This window comes from Candidatus Polarisedimenticolia bacterium (assembly GCA_035764505.1).
Taxonomy (GTDB): Bacteria; Acidobacteriota; Polarisedimenticolia; order Gp22-AA2; family AA152; genus AA152.
In genome coordinates, this window is record DASTZC010000137.1 from 1 (window position 1) to 19174 (window position 19174).

Here is a 19174-nt window from a genome sequence, read left to right on the forward strand (position 1 = left end):
AGACCAATCTCCTGCGTGACGAAGGTGCGGCCCGTCACCCGATCGGTGAATAGGATGGGATCGCCCGCGACGCGCGGAGCCGTCGCCACCGTCAGCGGTGGCGTCTCCCAGGTCGCCTTGGCGGGCCACACGCCGTCGTTGAAGGTGACGCGCAGCATGTAGGGAAGGAAGCCGCCGAAGTAGTTCACCGTACCGCCGTTGGGCACGCCGCTGAAGGTCTTCTCACTGCGACCGTTGACGCCGATCGAAGGCTCGCCGGAATCGTCCCCGAGGCCGGGAGGAGCGATGTAGTTGTAGAAGCGCGCCGTCCCGGCGGGCTCGGCGCCCGGAGGAGGGGGCGGCGGCGGGGGCGGCGGGGTGACCGGAGCGTCCACGACCCGGGCCGTGGCCCGGTATTGATCGGCCAGCGTCGCGGTGTAATAGACGACATGCACCGCGAAAGTGCCCGTGCCGACCGCCGGCCGCTTCGGATCCAGATCGGTGTCCTCGCTGGTGAGAATGCCGTTGGTCGCGCCGTTGCCGGAGCTGGCGACGACGGGACCGTTCAAATCCCCCTTGTGGATGTAGAGGTCGAAATCCTGGACCGGCACGGTCCATTCGAGGTGAACGTGCACCATCTTGCCGGCATTGATCCAATCGGCGGGACTTCCGCCAATCGTCAAGGTGAAGTTGTCGCAGCTGACGCCCTCCACGCACAGGTCTTCGCCGCCGACGAAGCCGATCCCCACGTCGTTCACCCCGCCACCGCCGAGAGCCGTCCCCTGCCAGCCGATCGGCGTGGATGACAGCGTGATCGTCGCCGAGGTCGGGTCCGCCGCGCGCAGCGGCGATCGCGTGAACACGAACGCGATTGAGATCAAAGCCAGGAGGGCGGTTCTGAGCCATCTCCCCGGACGCCCTCGCACGGCCCAGCTGAAGGTCGCTGCCCCCTTTCGATGCCCTGCATTACTCATTGCGCCTCTCCTTGTTCCGGCAAGCGTCCTCGAGACGCAGCCGCGCCGGCCGGCCGCGCCAAGAAAAACTCGGAATCAACGGATGAACGGTACGGGGCAGGACTTGAACAAAGCTTGAATGTGGCGGGCAGAAAGACCGACCGGATGGCCATTAGCTCATACAGGTCAGCAGGTTAGAGATTCTAGAGGATTTTTTTCGGCTGATGATTCTCGTGAAGCTTCCAATCCTTCCTGGTCCTGGAAACGTGACACGGAGCCTTCCGGTGCCTAAGTTTCCGCGGGGAGGTTCGACATGACACACAAGATTGCCGGTCGCGTGCTCCTGCCACTGTCGTTGGTCGCCGCCCTCTGCGCGGCCGGCCAGGCCCGTCCCGTGCCGCCCGCTCCATCGGGAGCGGCTCCTGCCTGGACAATAAAGATGAAGGGAGATATCCGCTGGCAGCAGGTCACGCCCGCGGGGGCACTTCTCGTGTCGACCGACTCGGCGCTCGCCTCCGTCGACACCGAGCACGGCCAGATTGTCTGGGAGAGCCCCGACCTGGGAGGAGTTTCGACCGACGACGTCCGGATGGTCGAAGGCTCGCTTCTCATGGAGGCACAGCGACCGGGGCTGCTCGTCGTCTTCGACCCGGTGACCGGCGGGATCGTTTTCGACTCCCGGCGCCTGAACCTGACCACGATCGTCACCCGCCGGGTGCTGCCGGAAAGCGGCTCCATGCTGGTCCACGGGCAGCGGGCAGACGGACCTCCGGTGGTGGCGCTCTACGATCTTTCGACCGGCGCGCAGCGCTGGGTGAACGAGTCACTGTTCGAGTCGAGCGAGCCGAAGAAGAAGGGGTTTGCGGCGCTCATGCAGGGTATGACGCGTGCCGCGTCGGAACGGACCACGCTCGAGGTGATGCAGGCCGGACCGGATCTCCTCGTCGTGAACACGCTGACCGGCCTGCGCGGGCTCGACGCTCGCACCGGCTTGGTGCGCTGGTCCGCCCAGCTTCCCACCGCCCGGGCCGGCAGCCCCGCGCGCCACGTGCGCCTCTATCCGTCGCGCAAGCAGTCCGATCGCTTCTACGTCAGCTTCGACGACCGCCTCATGGCCTTGGCGCTCACGGACGGCCGCGCCCTCTGGCCCAAACCCGCCACGATCGAAGGGTTCGTGCACGACATCGTCCAGCACCCCAACGGTATCGTCATCCTTCCCGAATCGCCCCCGGCGAACGAGGCGACCGGCAAGGTGCGGATCGTGAACGGCGTGGTGCAAACGGGACTGAACGTGGCGCGCTACGAGGATGGATCCACGGTCGCCCCCAAACCCTTGCGCATGCGCGGCACCGTGACGGACGCCTTCATCACCGGCGGCGCCGCCGTGCTCGCGGTGGACGCCGAGTCACGCACCTTCGTGAACGTGCTGGACGTGGCAACGGCCACCCTGCGCCTCGAGAAGGACGTGAAGATCAAGGGCCGGCTCGACTATGCCGAGCTCACTCCGGCGGGCCTCCTCTACATCTCGAGTCCGGACGCGGCGACCAACGGCGAGGTGAACTTCATCGATCTCGCGAGCGGCGCGCCGCGGTTCAAGGACGCGATCGAAAGCGGCAGGCAGCTGATGTCGGGCGAGTACGACGCCGCACGCTTCCTCCTGAACCATGCCGTGGAGGGTCGGACGCTCTACGTGTTCGCCAATCGCGATCACCGGCTGTACGCCGTCGATCGTGACGCGGGCACCTTCAAAGCCCTGGGCAACGAGGTCACGCTGCAAGGAGGCGAGGACCCGACCGACATCGAGATCCGGCCCGCGGGGATCGTCCTGATCTCCTCCCAGAACCTGGTCGTCCTGGGACGGGATGGGCAGATCAAGCAGCAGGCTTACTATCCGGCGCCGCGGCTTCCCGGACTTCTGCGCGCCCTCTACGGGATCGAAGCGGTGCGCGCCGGTCTGTACGGCGCCGCCGCCTCGGCGTACGGAGAAGCTTTCGCGGAGGCGTCCAGAAAGGCGATCGATCCGGGGACCCAGCAGCTCACGGGAGAGGTGGCGGCGGCGTACAAGAGGGGCGGCGCCCAGCTGACCGGCTACTCACGCCAGGCCGCTGCCCTCGCCTCGAAGCGTTTCCGGGCCTCGCTCACCATCCCGGAATCGGTTTTCATGCTGACTCCTGCGCCGGAAGGGAAAGGCAACATCCTCCTCCAGATCGACAAGGACAGCGCGCAGCCACGCTCCCGCGTCGACCTCGGCAAGGAGCGCGAGCCGGTCTACGCCGTCGACGACATCGCCGGCATGCTGTTCCTGCAGACCGCACCGGGAACCCTGACCGGCTACCGGCTCTGACACCTGTTCGTCTGGTTCTGACCGGCCGCCGGAGCTCTACGGAGTCCTGCGCCGCTAGCTCTTTGCCGCGCGCAGCTCTTCGACCATGGCAGCGAGATGCGCGGCGATTCGCTCGGGCTGGATGAGCTCGAAATGGCTCGGAGTCGGCTCGATGAGGAGTGAGCCGTCACGATGATGCTCACCGAGAATCTGCCGGTCCATGTGATCCGTGAGGACAGTCCGCAAAAGCCCCTTGCAGGTGTCGGTATCCTCGAAGACGCAGCGGACGAGCCGCGCCCGGGCGGCGGCCTCCCGGTACATCTGAGCGAATGCTTCCGGTCCGTCCCGCTCGAAAGGCTGGACCAGGTCGCGGCCCAGACGGCATAGCGGCGACAGGTCGTCCCGGAACCGGGCCATGATTCGACCCAGATAACCGTTGAGCAGCATCCATTCGTCGACACTCGACGCTGTTTCGCTGATGGTCCGCAGGGCCGCCAGCAGCTTCACGGGATCGTTGCTTTCCAGCTTCGCAAGCACGCGGCTGATGAAGCAGGTCTCGACCCCCTGATTGGGCCCCAGGGCGAGGACCCCGTCAGGCGCCCGAACGCCGGCGGGCGTGCTGGAAGCGAGCTGCAGCACGAAGTCTCCCGAGGCGGAAAACCCCACGACAATCACCAGTGAAGGGTTGCTTTCCTTCACCGTCACGCTCAGGAGCTCAGAGAGGAAAAGGATGTGGTCGCGCAGCGGCAGAGCCATGCGGTATCGCGGCCGGGGCTCGAATCCGTACAAGGTAGGCGCGATGCAGTGGTAAGGCAGCGTGCGCAGGTGCGTCTCGAAGTCGGATCCGTCCAGCCAGACCGCATTGAGCATCATGACCAGCACGTCGCTTTCCGCCTGATTGTCCAGATACTCGAGCGAATCGCCGATCATTCTGGGATCGAAGCTGCGCCGATCCAGCTTGCGGGCGAGGGTCTCGGTGACCGGCATTCGTGCCGTGATTGTCCCTCCCCGTCGCGAGCCGCTTATGGATGTACCGTCCGGACGGACGGCCCGGTCCAGTGCGGCCAGAAGCTCCTCGGCGGACTGCCATCGATCGGCAGGCCGCACCTGGAGACAGCGTCTCACCGCCTCCTCGAGCGCCGCGGGCACGGAAGAGCGCTGCCTCGACAGCGGCGCCGGCTCCTGGGTCAGCCGCAGCATGGAGAGCTGCGCCGCGCTGCCCGCGACGAAAGGCGGAGCGCCGGAAAGCGACTCATACGCCAGCACGCCCAGAGCGTACAGGTCGGCCCGGTGATCCGTATTGGGATCGCCGGCGGCCTGCTCGGGCGCCATGTATTGCGGCGTCCCCATCGTCAGTCCCACGGCCGTCAGCGTCGTGGCCAGCTCATGGTCCGGGTTGTCCCCGGAGATCATCCGCGCGATGCCGAAGTCCGACACCTGCACGTGACCGGCGTTGAAGAGGATGTTCTCCGGCTTGATGTCGCGATGCACGATACCGTTCGAATGGGCGTGCGCGAGCGCGCCGGCAGCCTCACGCAGAATCTGGATAGCGTCGGCAATGGGAAGCTCTCGCTCATGGTTCAATCGATCACGCAGCGAGCCGCCGGCAAGGTAGGGCATGACGTAGTAGACCAGGCCCCCGGCTTCTCCGGAGTCGACGAGGCTGAGGATATTGGGGTGCTGCAAATGCGCCAGGAGACGGATCTCTCGCAGGAATCGCTGGACTCCCAGGGTCTCCGCCAGCTCAGGACGCATCACCTTGATCGCGGTGTCGCGATCGTACCGGAGGTCGCGGGCCAGATAGACGTTCGCCATGCCTCCCGCGCCAAGCTTCCGCTCGATGCGGTAACGGTCGGCAATGGACTCGGCGATTCTCAGCGCTATCTCGTCCACAAGGCTCTCCGGCCCTCTTCCGACAGGCCTAACTCTAGCATTTGCAGGGCCGGACCCGCAGTTTTCACCAGCCGAAGCGGTTCACCCAGGTCTCCGGCGGCGAGGCCGAGACCCGGTTTCTCACAAAAGCATTTGAACATCACGGCAACGAGTGCAAGTATGCATAGGGGAGCCTGGTGGCCGGAATCAGGCCCCGGGAAAGGCTTTCCGGCTATCCGGTCGGTCATAGGAGGTAAAAGTGAAGATACTTGCCGGCATGATTCTAGGATTCCTTCTTCTGGCGGGCTCATCCAGCAAACCCGTTCAGGAAACTCGCAGCAAGGAAGGCGAGGCCTGCGCAGGCGTCGAGGGCCATCAATGCGAGGAGGGGCTGTGGTGCGATCTGCAGGGACGGTGTGACGATCAGGAGGCTGGTGGCGTTTGCGTCAAGATATCCCAGACGTGCACCGACGAAGCCAAACCTGTGTGCGGCTGCGACAATCACACTTATCCCAACGATTGCGAGCGCCAGCGGGTTCGGGTCCAGAAGAACCACGAAGGCGCCTGCGAGAAGGAACAGCCCCCGACGCCCGGCAGCTGAGGAGCGGGCTGCTCAGGAGACCTTCGTGAAGCCGTCGGGGCTCCACTCCTCGCTGCCCACGCCGTGATGGACGATGAACAATCCATCCGGATCGTATTGCTTTTTCACCGCCTGCAGCCGCGCGTAGTTCGTGCCCCAGTACTCCTTCTGCCACGCGGCGTTGAAGAAATTGCTCTCCGAGACGTAGGAGCCGGAACCCGGCGCGATCTTGCGAAGCTCGGCGGCAGCCAGGTCGATCTCGCGAGCGTTCCTGCGCGCGGCATCCACTTCAATCGCGGGGCGCTCCAACCCCGGATACGCCGGGCGCTCGCCATCGGCGATGATGACCAGCACAAACGCCTTCGTGACCTCCGGGTTGGTCGCCGTGGCCCTGGTTGCCGCCACCGCTTCCGGCGGCGCCCCGGCGATTCCCTTGTTGAAGTGCATCTCGACTTTCTTGTGACGGCTGGCAGCGAACAGCGCCTCGACAAGTTGTTCTCGCCTGCCGTCTTCCAGGAGCGAGGCCGGAAGCCACATCGAATCGTACCCATGGATGAAGGCGCCCACCTGGTCCTGGTCGCCGCTCCACCAGGCATGGGTCTCGGACGCCCCGGGCCTCGGGTCGCTGATCATCGCCTTGCTTCCCCGTTTCTTTCTGGCGACCACGTCCCACCAGGGCCGGGCCGGCCGCGCTCCCGTGTTGAGGTCCGATGCCTTGAGGTCCTTCTCGCTATTCACCCATTCGAAAAACGGCCTCCACACCTGAGTGATCTGATCATCGCTGAGCCCCTGGCACACCATCGAGAGCTCCAGGGTATTGTCCGGTCCCAGCTTCATCTGCTCGCCCCAGTGCGGATTGAAAAGCTTGTCGCGGTAGAGGTCCATGGCGCGGCCGATGAGCTGCCGGAAGGCGGCATCCGATTGCGCCTGGATGGAGCCGGCGGCGAAGCCAAAGCTCTCCGGAAGCCGGTGCGTGCGCAGCGTCACCCGTGTGACGACGCCCCAGCTGCCGCCCCCGCCTCCCTTGAGGGCCCAGAAGAGATCCGGATTCGTGCACGCATTCGCAATCCGCACCCGGCCGTCGGCGGTGACCACCTCTGCTTCGAGCAGTCCCGCGGCCGCGCTGCCGAATCCCTTGGAAAAGGAGCCGAATCCACCGCTTTGTACCAGACCGGCGACTCCGACGGTCGTACAGCCGCCGCCCTGCACGTAGCGCCCGGCCTGGGTCGTCACCGCGTTGTAGAGATCGATCCACATGCATCCCGCCCCTGCGCTGACTGCCGGGCTGGGCGCTGCGTTCTTCCCGCATCTCTGGCCGACAAAACCATCGTGCAGCATCACCTTGTTCATCGCTCGCGTCCAGATCAGGAGGGAATCGGGAGCGTTCGAGGTCCCCAGGTAACTGTGCCCCGTGCCTTTCACCACCAGACGCAGATTGTGCCGGCGGGCGAAATCCACCCCGGCGACCACGTCGGCTGTGGTGCGGGCCGCGATGCCGTAGGCGCTCGGTGCCGGGGTCCACGCATCCAGCCAACCCGACACCTCCGTCCCTCCGGGCTGATCGCCGAGGTAGAACGGATTGCGCATCTTCTCCATTACCTCCGCACACGCCGCCCCCTTGCGATCGGACTCACACGACGCGAAAAGGGACTTCGGCCGAATGAGACTCCCGCCGACCTTGCGGTTCAGGGCTTCCCACTTCTCCGCGCTCGGCCACTCAGGATCCGTTGGCCGGACCCGCCCGCGCGCGAGGCTCCGCGCTTGCGCCGGCATCGGAAATTGCCGGAAAAGATCCAGCGCCACAATCGCAGCCACGCCCTGAAGAAAATCCCGTCGACGCATCTCGAGCCACCCCCGAATCCCGCCGCCTGGGCATCGGATAGTACGCCATTCCGTCCATGGTGGTGCGGACCTTGTTGTGTTCACTGGCGGACAGTCGCCAAGCAAGGTGAATGCGCACGGACGTCGATTCGGCCATCTCCTTCCATAACTGCATTATTTCCAACAGATTTCTCTTGGAGTTGCTGGCACGCTACTTGAGGTATCAGCGCCCATGCGCTGGCCCAAGGTCCCGATTGAGCGCCTGCGATTTTTCCGGCCTCGTTTCTGCCCCTGGCCCGACTGTCCGCAGCACACGCGTCGGTTACGCGGCTATTCCTTTATCCATCATGGGGCGTACGACACTCACCGGCGCAGCTCCGTTCCACGCTTCCGTTGTTCGGAGTGCAAGCGCACGTTTTCTCGCCAGAGCTTCGCGGTGTCGTATTACCTCAAGCGGCCGGAGTTGCTCGTTCCCATCGCTGCGGGGTTGCAGGCAGGCTGTGCGCACCGTCAGCTGGCGCGCACGCTGGGTTGCGCACCTTCCACGGTCACCCGGCTTAGCGCCCGGCTCGGTCGGCATGCATTGTTGCTGAGCGCTCATGCCTTGCAGCATCTCGAGGGCAGCCTGTCAGAAACTGTGGTCCTCGATCACTTCGAGACATTCGAGTTCAGCCAGGATTTCCCGTTCGGGGTCGCCACTCCCGTGGGTCGGGACTCATGGTACCTCTATGGCGCCGATCCCGCGCCGCATCTTCGCTCAGGAAGGAAGTCGGCAGTCCAACAGGAGCGATTGTTGCAGCGACCTCGTCGCAAATTGCAGGGGGGATATGAGGCGTCGAGTCGGCGCATCCTTCAATTACTGGTGCGGCTGATACCCGAAGCAGGCCATCTGAATCTGGTGGGTGACGGCCATCCTTCATATGAGCGAGCCGCAGCCGGGTTCGCGGATCGAGTACGGCTGCAGCGTTTCCCGAACCCGCGACGCGGCCCGAAAGGAGCCCCGCGCACGCCGGAGATGCTCGAGCGGGACCGCGCCATGTTTCCGGTAGACCAGCTGCACGCACTCATGCGGCACAGCCTGGCCCATCACCGTCGCGAAACGATCGCCTTTGGCCGGCGCATCAATGCGCTGGCCGAGCGATTGTTCTTGGCGATGGTATGGAGGAACTTCGTGAAGTGGCGCTCAGAGCGCCGGCCCGACCGCAGCACACCAGCGATGCGGCTCGGCCTCACGGAGAGCCGGTGGAGCTGGCGAAGAGTGCTCGCCCGCCGGTTGTTTCCGGGTCGCGAACGACTACCGGAAAGCTGGGGAGAGCTCTATCGCAGGGAATGGATAACGCCTGTCTTGCGCTTCAACAACCGCCACTGCCTGGTCCACGCCTACTGAACTCGCTCTAGGGAGCTTCGAGTTCCACAACACGCGGATTAGAACGCCAGGAAACAACAGGCTCCGCACCACTATGCATTCCGTCCATTACCGTCGTGATCGCCTCATCATCGCGGCGACCCTGCCAGAGCCCATTTACCCTCATGCCTGAGCTCGCGCATCTTTCCCGGGACGGTTCGTTTTTCGCTCTTGACAAATCTTTTTGTCAATGATTGAATACGCGCCATGCTTGGCGTACAGGTCATCGACGACCCTGCTTCCGCGGCCGTGGCGCTGGACCCGGTCCGCAGCCGCTTGCTGGCGGAGCTGGCGGAACCGGCTTCGGCGGCTGCGCTGGCCGCGCGTCTGGGAATTCCCCGCCAGAAGGTCAACTATCACCTGCGGACCCTCGAGGCGCACAAGCTCGTTCGCGTCGCTAAGAAGCGCAAGTGGGGCGGGCTCACCGAGCGGCTGCTCGTCGCATCGGCGATCTCTTATGTGGTCTCCCCCGCCGCGATGGGAGAAGCGGCCGCCGATCCCGGGCGCACCGCGGATCGTCTCTCGGCGAGCTACCTGATCGCGCTGGCGGCGCGCATGGTGCAAGAGGTGGGCGGCCTGCTCCGTCGTGCCCAGGAGCAGGAAAAGCGTCTCGCGACCCTGGCCATCGACACCGAAGTCCGGTTCCGTTCGCCCGAGGACCGCGCCGTGTTCACCCGCGAGCTCACCGGGGCCGTCACGCAGCTGGTCGCCCGTTATCACGATGCCTCCGCGGCCGGCGGACGCTCTCATCGCCTCGTGCTCGTTGCCCATCCACTACCCCAGAAGAAATCGGAAGCCCCAAATTGAAGGTTCAAGACTAGGAGCCATCATGCCTGTCAAGAAAGAAGCCAACGGACGTCGTTCCATCCAGGTCGAGGTCGAGGTGCCGGGCACTCCGGAGCAGGTCTGGCAGGCCATCGCCACCGGTCCGGGCATCAGCGCCTGGTTCGTGCCGACGGAAATGATCGAGCCCGGTCCCGACGGCAAGCCCACGAAGATGAAGATGGAGTTCGCTCCCGGCATGGAATCCGCCGCGAGCATTACAGCCTACGATGCGCCGCGCCGCCTGGCCGCGGAGGACAGCTGGGGACCGGACTCGCCGGTCATCGCCACCGAGTGGACGGTCGAAGCGCGTAGTGGCGGAACATGCCTCGTGCGCGTCGTCCATTCTCTCTTCGCGGAAACCGACGATTGGGACAATCAGCTCGAGGGCGTCGAGAACGGGTGGCCCGGCTTCTTCCGCATCCTCAAGAACTACCTGGCGAATTTCCGCGGACAGCGCAGCGCCTCGATCCAGGCGATGGGCATGGGCGGAAGCTCCGTCGCCGAGGTCTGGAGCAAGCTCCTCAGCGGGCTCAATCTCAGTGACGCGCGCGAAGGGCAGCGGGTGAGAGCGACGGTGAACGGCGCGTCGATCAGCGGAGTTGTCGGCACGGTCGTACCGATCCACAAGGCTCTCAAGCACGAAGAGGCGACTCTGCAGGTGCATCTGGATGAGCCGGTGCCGGGAGTGCTCGCCCTGGGTGCGAACAACTGCATGGGTGGGCCGATGGCGACGATCTACTTCTACCTCTACGGCAACAACGCGGATTCGGTCGTCAAGCGCGACGCCGAGAAGTGGCAGGGGTGGATGGCCGAGAAGTTCCCGATGCCGCAGATGTAGAAGTCGTCTCCGACTGAAACCTGCAGGGGAACAGACCCTCCCCAACCTCCCGCGACGGTGCGCGAGGTCACCATCCGTGAGCCGCTTCGCGACGGTGCGTGAAGTCACCGTCCGGAGCGGCTTTGCGTCGAACCGCGCGCGCAGCGGTTGCCATTCCTTCGTCATTCTCCCAATAGGCCGTCAATTGTCTGCTGCGCGCTCGACGCGCGCCGGCCCCCTCCCCAACCGTTGAACCGCGTGCAGGGCAGGCGTTTGCGCCGAATCCTCACGACGCTCGCGTCGCTGGCACGTCCCGTGCGTTATGGGGACGCCAGCAGGCGTCCAGGCAATCCCGCAGGGTCGCCCTTCTGGATAAGGTCGGAGAAAGGGAGGTCCGCATGAGACCCACCGAAACGAGCCGATTCAAGAATTCGCTGCTGCTGTCCATTGCGATCGCCGGCGCCCTGCTGCTCGGCGGCGCCCGTGCCGCCGCCGAATCCCAGGTGGATGGAAAGGGGATCAGACCGGCGGTGGCGCGATCGGTAACCCTCGAGACCGACACCGTCTCCCCGCCCTGTCATCCGAACACCCACTCGCGGAGCGACATGGCGACTCTGGCGAACCGGGGTGACATCCGGCTCCTTCCGCAGGCTCTCCGGGAGCGGCTCATCCGGCTCGCCGGCCGGCCGCACACCGTGGCGCCGGTGCAGGCATTCGCGGAGGCGGACCATGCGAGCCAGCTGTTCCAGTACTACCTCCTCGACACTCACAACTTCGAGCGCAACGTCTTTACGACGATTTTCCCTGGCATCAACGACCAGGTGGATTTGACGGCGACGGGTGCCGACTGCGGCCTGCCGACCATCGGCGCGGTCCGCATGGTCGTCGAGCCGAAGCCCGACCTGCCGACGGATCCCAGCGACGTGCGCGCCTTCATCGACGTGTTCACCGACCTGCATCCGCTGTTCGTCATCAACAACGAGAGCGGCTGGTACGAGGGCTGGATGATCCACGACCTGCGGGTCGCGCCGGTCGCCCCGCCGCGCCCGGACGGCAAGGCGCAGTTCGGGACGATCCTCCAGATCGACGCCGACGCCCTGCGGGCGATGGGCACCGGCAACAACACGCTCGATCACCTGTTCACCACCGACGGCAACGCGGTCCGCTTCCCGTCCGAATCCGATCACTTCCCCGCCATCCACGCCAACCTCGTGCCGATCTACCTGAGCATGGGAGCCTACAACGCGCTGCAGCAGAGCGACGTGCACTCTTACTGGGAGTTCAACTACACGACGAACTGGACGTTTCCGCTCTACGAGCTGCCGTTTACCGGCGGGTTTGCGGGGACCTTCGAAGCCGGGAACATCGGCGCGCAGACCAGCCTCATCCCCGGCTCCGGGCCCTCGGGGTTCCAGAACGATCCCGTGCAGTACGGCGACAGCCCGTTCCTTCCCCGTGACCCGGACAAATTCGACGGCGAGGACGACGCTCAGCGCGAGTTCCGCATGCGCTTCATCCCGAGCGGCCTGACGCACGAGATCTACCTCGACGTGTTCGAGCGGCCGAGGTCGTTCGAGCCGGGCCTGACCGACGTGCTGCAGCGCATCAACGATGCCTACGCCAAAGAAGTCGCGCGAGTCGATCAAGACCGCGACGGCGTCATCTCCGCGGTCGAAGGAGACGTCGACAGCGCCTCCGACGGCTTCCAGGACAATGCGCGGCTGTTCCTGCCCGCAACGTCCTACGACCGATTCGCCGTGACGCGTGAGATCAACGACGGGATGCTTGCGCCGCGATTCGCCAACAGCCAGCGAGCCTGGATCCTGACGGGGTTCGCCACCGCGGTCTCCCCGGCCGTGCCGGCTTCGGAAGGCAGGGACTCGGACGACCGGTAGGCCTTCCGGTCAGTCCAGCGGGGGCCCGCCGCGCGGAGATCAACCGCGCGGCGGGCCTTGCGTCGTCGCAATGCAGGACGGAGCTGGAAGGCTCTGGACATCCCGTGGCCAGAGCCCGGGCTCACCAAAGGCGTGGAGGAGGCTCTTGCCTGCCTCCCGGAATGAACCCTACAACTAGTTAGCTCACACCGTCATCCCTTCAAAGGCCCCCCTCGACCGGGCCCTCACAGCCCTCATTCTGCTGGCCAACCGGGGCTGATTTATCGTTTGTCAATACCCATATTGACTTCATTCGATAAATGGCATATCGTTAATCGATAATTTCAGGGGAGATGAATATGTCCAAGCCTGTCTCGTCCTCCGCCGCCCTGCCGATTACCTACGTCGTGCTGCGCATACTCATCGTTCTGAACTGGTTGATGGCAGCAGCAATCCTGGCGCTGTTGTTCATCATGCCCAACAGGCAATGGATTATGTCGTCTTTCGATCTTTCCCCTTCGCCGGACGCGGAGCGGCTCGTATGGGGCCTCCGCGCGGTCGCCATGCTCGGTCTCGTAGCAATCCCATTGAACTACTTGATCCTGAAGCGGCTTCTCGCGATTGTCGAGACAGTTCGCGCGGGAGATCCCTTCGTCGCCACGAATGCGCGGCACCTGCAAGTGATCGCCTGGACCCTGCTCGCGGTTCAGCTGCTCAGCATCGTCATCGGTGCCATCGGCAAGATCATTTCGACCCCGGCGCATCCCGTGAATCTCAACGCCGGCTTTTCGATCAACGGCTGGCTCGCCGTCCTCCTCACCTTCCTGCTGGCGCGGGTGTTCGCGGAAGGCACGCTCATGCGTGACGACCTCGAAGGGACGATCTGATGGCGATCGCCGTCAAGCTCGACGACCTTCTCCACGACCGGCGAATGACGCTGACGGAGCTCGCGGACCGGGTTGGAATGACGCTTGCCAACCTCTCGATTCTCAAGACCGGCAAAGCACGCGCCATCCGCTTCACGACGCTCGATGCGATCTGCGAAGCGCTGTCGTGCCAGCCTGGCGACATTCTCCGCTTCGAGGCCAAGCGCGCGGAACCCGAGCCGCGGCCGGTAGCGAGCAAACGGAGCGCAAGCCGATGAAACACCAAGACGGATCCATGATTTCGACGCAGAGTCAGGCCCGACGCTCCGGGCTGCTGTATGCACTGGCAAGCTCCCTCGCACCCTTCGCCTACCTTTACGTCCCCGGCGTCCTCCTGGTCGAGGGCAGCGCCCTCGCGACCGTCGATCGGGTACGCGCCTCGGAGAACCTGCTCCGCGCGGCTATCGTCGCAGAGCTCTATGGGGTGACCGTCCTCCTATTCGCGAGCCTCGCGCTGTACCACCTCTTCAAAAACGTCGACCAAAAGAGCTCCTTCCTCATGGCCGCAATGATGCTGGTATCGGTGCCGATCTCTTACGTCAATACCTTGTTCAACATCGCGCCTCTCGTCCTCCTCAAGAGTCCCGCGATTGGGGCGGTCCTCGGGCCGGGAGAGACAGCGGCCCAGGTGGTGCTCTTCCTGCGGCTGCACAACTACGGACTCGTCGTCAACCAGATCTTCTGGGGGCTGTGGCTGTTTCCGATGGGCGCCCTCGTAATACGCTCAGGGTTTATCCCGCGATGGCTGGCGTACCCGCTCTTCTTCGCGGGCGCCGGGTATGTGATCAATTCGTTCGGAGCGTTCTTGCCGCCTTGGATGCGGGCCGTCACTCAGTACGGCCAGATCCTGGGGGTGGGTGAGATGCCCTTCACCTTCTATCTCCTGATCTGGGGCGCGCGGGGATGTCCCTTGGATCGACTCGCCACGTTTTTGGTGGTGCTGTCTTTCGTGATCGGTACCGGGGCGCTCGTGTTGCTGAACATCGGGCGTATCGACCCGACCCGGTACGCCATCCTTGTGCTGGCTTCTTTGGCCGTCATCTTCGGGCTCGTGATCCGCTGGCGTTGGTTGGAGTCTTCAACAGCCACGGCGGCGGCGCGGACATGATTATCACGCCGGACAGCGCTTCGCACGGCAACCGCACAGCCGGGTGCTTGTCCAGAACCTATTCACAAGCGGCCGTGCCCTAGGTCCTCGCCGGCACGGCGGAAGCTCGTCCACCCAACCGAGCGCGCATGCTACATTACGCGCGATGAGCCTTCGAAGCCTTGGCAAATCGTGGCCACTCTCTTTCCGGCATATTGGCGTCGCGCTCGGGTTTGTGGTGTCGATGGTGGCCTGTCACCCTGGCGCCGTTGATCCACCTCAGTCTCCCGAGACCAGGTCGAAAGACGCGACGCTCGCACAGAGCGTGCCCGAGGTCGCGGTCACCGTCGATGATCTTCCTGCCCACGGTCCGCCGACGCCCGGGTTCGATCGTATGGCCATCGCCGAGCGTTTGCTCTCGGCGTTCGATCGACACGGACTCCGGGAAGTCTATGGCTTTGTCAACGGCAAGCGCGTCGCGGACGATCCGTCGCTGGAAGCGATCTTGCGTCGCTGGCGCCAAGCAGGGCATCCGCTGGGCAACCATACCTATTCTCACCCGAACCTGAACCATTTGAGTCTCGCGGATTACCTCGCCGATCTCGAGCATGGCGAGGAGATCTTGAAGACGCTCGAACCCGATGCCGGGCTCTGGAAGGTATTTCGCTATCCCTTCCTGTTCGAGGGGGACACGAATGAGAAGCGCGACGGCGTTCGCGAGTACCTGCGAGGGCGCGGTTACGTCAAGGCGGAGGTGAGCATCGACGCCGACGACTGGGCGTTCAACGCTCCCTTCTCGCGATGCACTGAACAGCATGATGTGGCCGCGCTCGCGCAGCTGCGTCGAAAGTTCGTCGATGTGCACGTCGAAGAGCTGCGCCGGATGCGCGAGCTCGGCCACCGGCTCGTGCATCGCGAAGTTCGTCAGATCCTGCTGCTTCACATCGGTGCAGCCGATGCGGATGCCATCAAAGATCTGCTGACCGCCTATGAGCGCGAAGGGGTGAAGTGGATCGACCTTCAAAGGGCGCTCGCCGACGACTACTATCACCTGGAAACGGGCGCTCCGGCTCGTTTTGGCGCCGCATTCCCTTATCGCGTCGCGAAGGCGCGCGGCGTCCCGATGGAGGCGCCTGTTTACGCACGCGACCTCGAGGACGATCTGGAACGCACCTGTCCCGCGAGGTGAAGGGCGCATCCCATCGACGTGCGTCGGGCGTAGCGCCTCACGCGTCCCCGAGTCTCAGGGTACCCTGCGCGCCGCCCACCCAGGGACGTCCAGAAAACCCAGATCGCGGCGCCGTCGATCGGGGCAGCTTCGCGCGCGGTATCGTGTAGCGTCCCGAGCACGACCAGGACCACCCTTGAGGGACGGGCTCGGCGAAGATCTGGATTTACCGGGCACCCCCCTGTCAGGCGGCGGAGCGCGGCGTCGGGCGCGCCCCGCCGCCGGGTTCAGGGGCACGTCCCAGAGCTGCTCATGACGCGCGCACGAAGCTGGCCGTTCAGGCTCTGGAATCCCGCGGAGCCTTCGCCCTGCGCGTTGTCCCCTCGCACCAGGTACCAGAAAAAGCTGCCGACGGGCGGGACCTCCGTCAGACCGCCGAACTCCTGGCCCAATGGGTCTATCAGCAGGCACGCATCCGCCGCCGCATCGTCGAGATTGGCCAGCTGGTCGGGGGTGCCGCGATAGAGCGCGTAGAACGTCGCGTTCGGTCCCGCGTCCCACCTCACGGTCGTGTTGTTGGTGAAGCGAAGGTTCTGAACCTCGTCGGCGTCGATCGATGGGATGAAGTTCAGACACCACTGCTCGAAGCTTCCCGTGTCGGCGTTCGAGTCGTCGAAGACGTAGAGCGCCCAGAGGCCGGACGGATTGGTACCCTTGAAGACCGACAGGCTGCTTCCGTACGGTCCGCCCGGGGCGGGCGGCGCCAGCAGGTCCGCCGAGTCGAAGTCGGTGGGCAGATAGGTGCCGGACGCGGGGTTGTCCGCCTCGGCAAGCCCCGAAGCCGCGTCGTCGTCGAAGCTCAAGCTCACGTTGCTGATTCCCGGAAAGCCACCACCGGCGTCGGACATCAGGAGGGCGCTCTGTCCTTCCGGACCCACGAGCAGGATGTCCAGGTCCCTGGGGAAGGTGTGGCTGAGCCCGATGAGATCGACCCGAAGCTTGTACTGGCTCAAGTCCACGGGTAACTGGGGCGTCACGATGCCCGACCCGTAGAAGTCCGAGGGGCCCTGTGTCGTTCCCGGTGCCCCGGCCGGGATGTTGGTGTGGGTCACGTTGCAGGCGCGAAACGTGGGGAGCCAGGTGCTCAGCTTCAGCGACCAGCCGGATGAGATCCTCCCGACATCTCCCGCCCGGTCGTCGAAGACGTAGAGGCGCCAGGTCCCGTTGGGCGAGAATCCGGCGAGATCGACGAGCGCGGCTCCATACGGAGCAGGTGGGGCCGGAGCGGGGAGAATGTCCAGCCCTTCGGTATTGTCGTTCGAGGGCTTGAAGGTCCCGGAGCCGACGTTCGTGAGCGTGGGGAGGCTTGTTGCGGCGGCGTCGTCGAAGGTGTAGTCGACCCCCGCGACCCCGGGGCCCGACCCGCCAACGTCCGACATGAGGAGAACGTCTGCTCCCGAGGGGCTCTGCAGCAGCACGTCGAGGTCCCTGGGGAACGTGTGGGTCACGCCGTGCAGGGTGACGGTCGCCTTCACGAGCGTGCCGATCACCCCCGAGATGTCGATCGTCGACGGATACGGTCCTGCCGGTCCGGCGGTCGTTCCCGGTGCGCCGGCGGGAATGGCGATCGCGGCCGGATTGCTCTCCGCGGCGGGCGGCATCGTCGTGATCCGCAGGCAGACGCTGGCGATGCTCCCCGTATCCAATGGGACAACATCCCGCACCAGGACGTTCCACGTCCCGTTCGGATTGAATGACTGGAACACTCCCAGGTTGACCGGGTAGGGCGCGGGCGGAGCGGGAGCGGGAAACGCAGGCACCACACCGAAGGCGGCCGGACGGTAGGTGCCGCTCGCGGGGTTGAACTCAGGGTCGAGCGCAAGGGGGGCGTCGTCGTCCAGCACCAGCGTCACCCCCGACACTCCGGGAGTCCCACCGCCTGTCTCCGCCATCAGGAGGCTCGACGGTCCGGCAGGGCTCGCAAGAAGGATTTGCACGTCAAGGGGGGAGGGATGGCTGAACCCCTTGAGCGTCGCGGTCACCTTGCTCGCCGCACCGGTCAGGCCCGCTACGACGATGGGCAACGGGTAGGGGGTGGCGAGGGCCTGGTCGTTGATCGTGAGCGGGCCCGTGCTGCAGAACTCGGTGGCCATCACGAACTCCAGAGACCAGCCGCCGGCGATCGACCCGGCGCTGCCGGCCCGGTCGTCCACCACGAAGAGGCTCCACGTCCCGTTGGGGCTGGTGCCGTCGAACGCCTGGAGCGAAACAGCTCCGCTCGGCACCGGCGCCGGCGCGGTGAAGACGTCCGACCCGCCGATGTTGATCGGCCGGTACGTCCCCGACGTCATCGGGGTCAAGGGGTCCAGGTCGTGCGCCGCATCATCGTCGAACGTGAGGGTGGCGCTCGCCGCCCCCGCGCCTGAGCCCACGTCGGACATCAGCACCAGGCTTTGACCCGTGGGACCGACGAGCAGGATGTCGATGTCGCTCGGGAAGGGATGACTCAGCTTTCTAAGGGTGACGCGCACCTTGGAGATCACCCCCGTCAGACCGGCCACCTGGATCGAGGACGGGTACGGGGAGGCCGCCGCCGCGTCCAGGATGTTGATGCCGGGGGCGCTCGAGAACTCGACGCTGGGGGCCCGGGGAGCGAGCGTCGCGTCGTCGCTGTCGAAGGTGAGCGTCGTCGTCGGGGCGAGCGAGACGTCGTCCCTGGCCGTGAGCAAACGGCCTTCGGGCGTCATGCCCGTCAGGACGACCTCCCGCGTTTCGGCGTCGACCTGTAGGAGCGCCTTCGCGACCTCCACGACGAGATCGTCGCGCCGGTCACCGTCCACGTCCCGCACGGAGGCGAGCGTGCCTCCCGGCCCGCGGGTAACCGGAGCTCCCGACAGGCGCAGGAGGAAAGGATCGACGCGCGTTGCGTCGAAGCCGGACGCGCTCAAGAGCGCGACCTCGACCGTGCCGCGGTTCCCCAGCTCCAGGACGTTGGCCGGATCTCCCGGGAGCAGGTCGATCCGGGCCTGGATGGGCGGGAGCGTCTGGAGCTCCTGGGCCGCGCGCGCGGCGCGCTCCATCCGCTCGTTGCGCAGCACCGCCAGGGACCCGGACCCCAGGAGGGCCCGCCCGTCCCGGGTCTCTCCGGACAGCCAGGCGCGCACGCCGTGCTGATCGAGCCGCATCGAGCGCGAGGGGAACCTCGCGAGCAGGTCCGTGATTCCGTCGCCATTCACGTCCCGGTACGACACCAGGGATCCGTCCTCGCCCTTGGTGGCCGCCGCGCCCGCGAGGACGAGCGAGGCGGGCTCGATGTCGCGTACGTCCACTTCCTTGCTGCCCAGGATGGCGACCGGGACCGGCTCCGCCAGGACCGGGTCCACCCACTTCTCCCGCTCTCCCGGCAGGATCTCGATCCGCAGCGCGACCGCCGATTCCCCGTTGCTCTTGGCCATGGCGCTCGAGGCCAGGCACAGGCCCAACGCTCCCGCGATCAGAATCCTCATTGTCGAGTCTCCTTTTCCCTTGAGGGCCCCGATCCCCG

The 19174-nt window shown here is 65.3% G+C and carries 14 protein-coding genes; 10 read left to right on the plus strand and 4 right to left on the minus strand.

The window, feature by feature from the left end:
- The coding region (locus VFW45_09570; GenBank protein ID HEU5181031.1) for a hypothetical protein at nucleotides 1–842 on the minus strand (842 nt) is incomplete at its 3' end.
- Nucleotides 843–1245: 403 nt separating this feature from the next.
- Between VFW45_09570 and VFW45_09575 the strand changes: the two genes are divergently transcribed.
- Complete coding sequence (locus VFW45_09575) at nucleotides 1246–3276, plus strand: PQQ-binding-like beta-propeller repeat protein (GenBank protein ID HEU5181032.1); 2031 nt, start codon at nucleotides 1246–1248, stop codon at nucleotides 3274–3276.
- A 54-nt stretch (nucleotides 3277–3330) separates the two neighbouring features.
- Here the strand turns inward: VFW45_09575 and VFW45_09580 are convergent, their stop codons facing one another.
- Entirely contained in the window at nucleotides 3331–5148 is a 1818-nt protein-coding gene (locus tag VFW45_09580; GenBank protein HEU5181033.1) for a serine/threonine-protein kinase, read from the minus strand.
- A 238-nt stretch (nucleotides 5149–5386) separates the two neighbouring features.
- On the opposite strand from VFW45_09580, the gene VFW45_09585 reads away from it, so the two are divergent.
- Nucleotides 5387–5728 (plus strand): Kazal-type serine protease inhibitor family protein, encoded by a 342-nt coding sequence (locus VFW45_09585; protein HEU5181034.1) that lies wholly within the window; start codon nucleotides 5387–5389, stop codon nucleotides 5726–5728.
- 12 nt (nucleotides 5729–5740) lie between these two features.
- Here VFW45_09585 and VFW45_09590 read toward each other — a convergent pair whose 3' ends face one another.
- Entirely contained in the window at nucleotides 5741–7303 is a 1563-nt protein-coding gene (locus tag VFW45_09590; protein ID HEU5181035.1) for an FAD-binding oxidoreductase, read from the minus strand.
- Nucleotides 7304–7760: 457 nt separating this feature from the next.
- On the opposite strand from VFW45_09590, the gene VFW45_09595 reads away from it, so the two are divergent.
- From VFW45_09595 to VFW45_09630, 8 genes are all read left to right on the plus strand, one after another.
- Nucleotides 7761–8915, plus strand: coding sequence for a hypothetical protein (locus VFW45_09595; GenBank protein HEU5181036.1), 1155 nt, complete (start codon nucleotides 7761–7763; stop codon nucleotides 8913–8915).
- Nucleotides 8916–9140: 225 nt separating this feature from the next.
- Complete coding sequence (locus VFW45_09600; protein HEU5181037.1) at nucleotides 9141–9740, plus strand: helix-turn-helix domain-containing protein; 600 nt, start codon at nucleotides 9141–9143, stop codon at nucleotides 9738–9740.
- A gap of 22 nt (nucleotides 9741–9762) precedes the next feature.
- A complete protein-coding gene (locus VFW45_09605) occupies nucleotides 9763–10596 on the plus strand; it encodes an SRPBCC domain-containing protein (GenBank protein ID HEU5181038.1) in 834 nt (277 codons plus the stop codon).
- Nucleotides 10597–10973: 377 nt separating this feature from the next.
- Nucleotides 10974–12470: a hypothetical protein gene (locus VFW45_09610; protein ID HEU5181039.1), complete on the plus strand. Its 1497-nt coding sequence runs from the start codon at nucleotides 10974–10976 to the stop codon at nucleotides 12468–12470.
- 338 nt (nucleotides 12471–12808) lie between these two features.
- Nucleotides 12809–13336, plus strand: a complete 528-nt coding sequence (locus VFW45_09615; protein ID HEU5181040.1) for a DUF2975 domain-containing protein — start codon at nucleotides 12809–12811, stop codon at nucleotides 13334–13336.
- Nucleotides 13336–13593: a helix-turn-helix transcriptional regulator gene (locus VFW45_09620; GenBank protein HEU5181041.1), complete on the plus strand. Its 258-nt coding sequence runs from the start codon at nucleotides 13336–13338 to the stop codon at nucleotides 13591–13593. The genes VFW45_09615 and VFW45_09620 overlap by 1 nt, the downstream gene beginning before the upstream one ends.
- The gene (locus tag VFW45_09625; GenBank protein ID HEU5181042.1) at nucleotides 13590–14483 is read left to right on the plus strand and encodes a DUF4386 domain-containing protein; all 894 of its coding nucleotides are present in this window, start codon (nucleotides 13590–13592) and stop codon (nucleotides 14481–14483) included. The genes VFW45_09620 and VFW45_09625 overlap by 4 nt, the downstream gene beginning before the upstream one ends.
- Nucleotides 14484–14628: 145 nt before the next feature.
- Entirely contained in the window at nucleotides 14629–15651 is a 1023-nt protein-coding gene (locus VFW45_09630) for a polysaccharide deacetylase family protein (GenBank protein ID HEU5181043.1), read from the plus strand.
- Between the two features lie 266 nt (nucleotides 15652–15917).
- On the opposite strand, the gene VFW45_09635 is transcribed toward VFW45_09630, so the two are convergent.
- A complete protein-coding gene (locus VFW45_09635; protein HEU5181044.1) occupies nucleotides 15918–19136 on the minus strand; it encodes a proprotein convertase P-domain-containing protein in 3219 nt (1072 codons plus the stop codon).
- Between the last annotated feature and the right edge of the window lie 38 nt (nucleotides 19137–19174).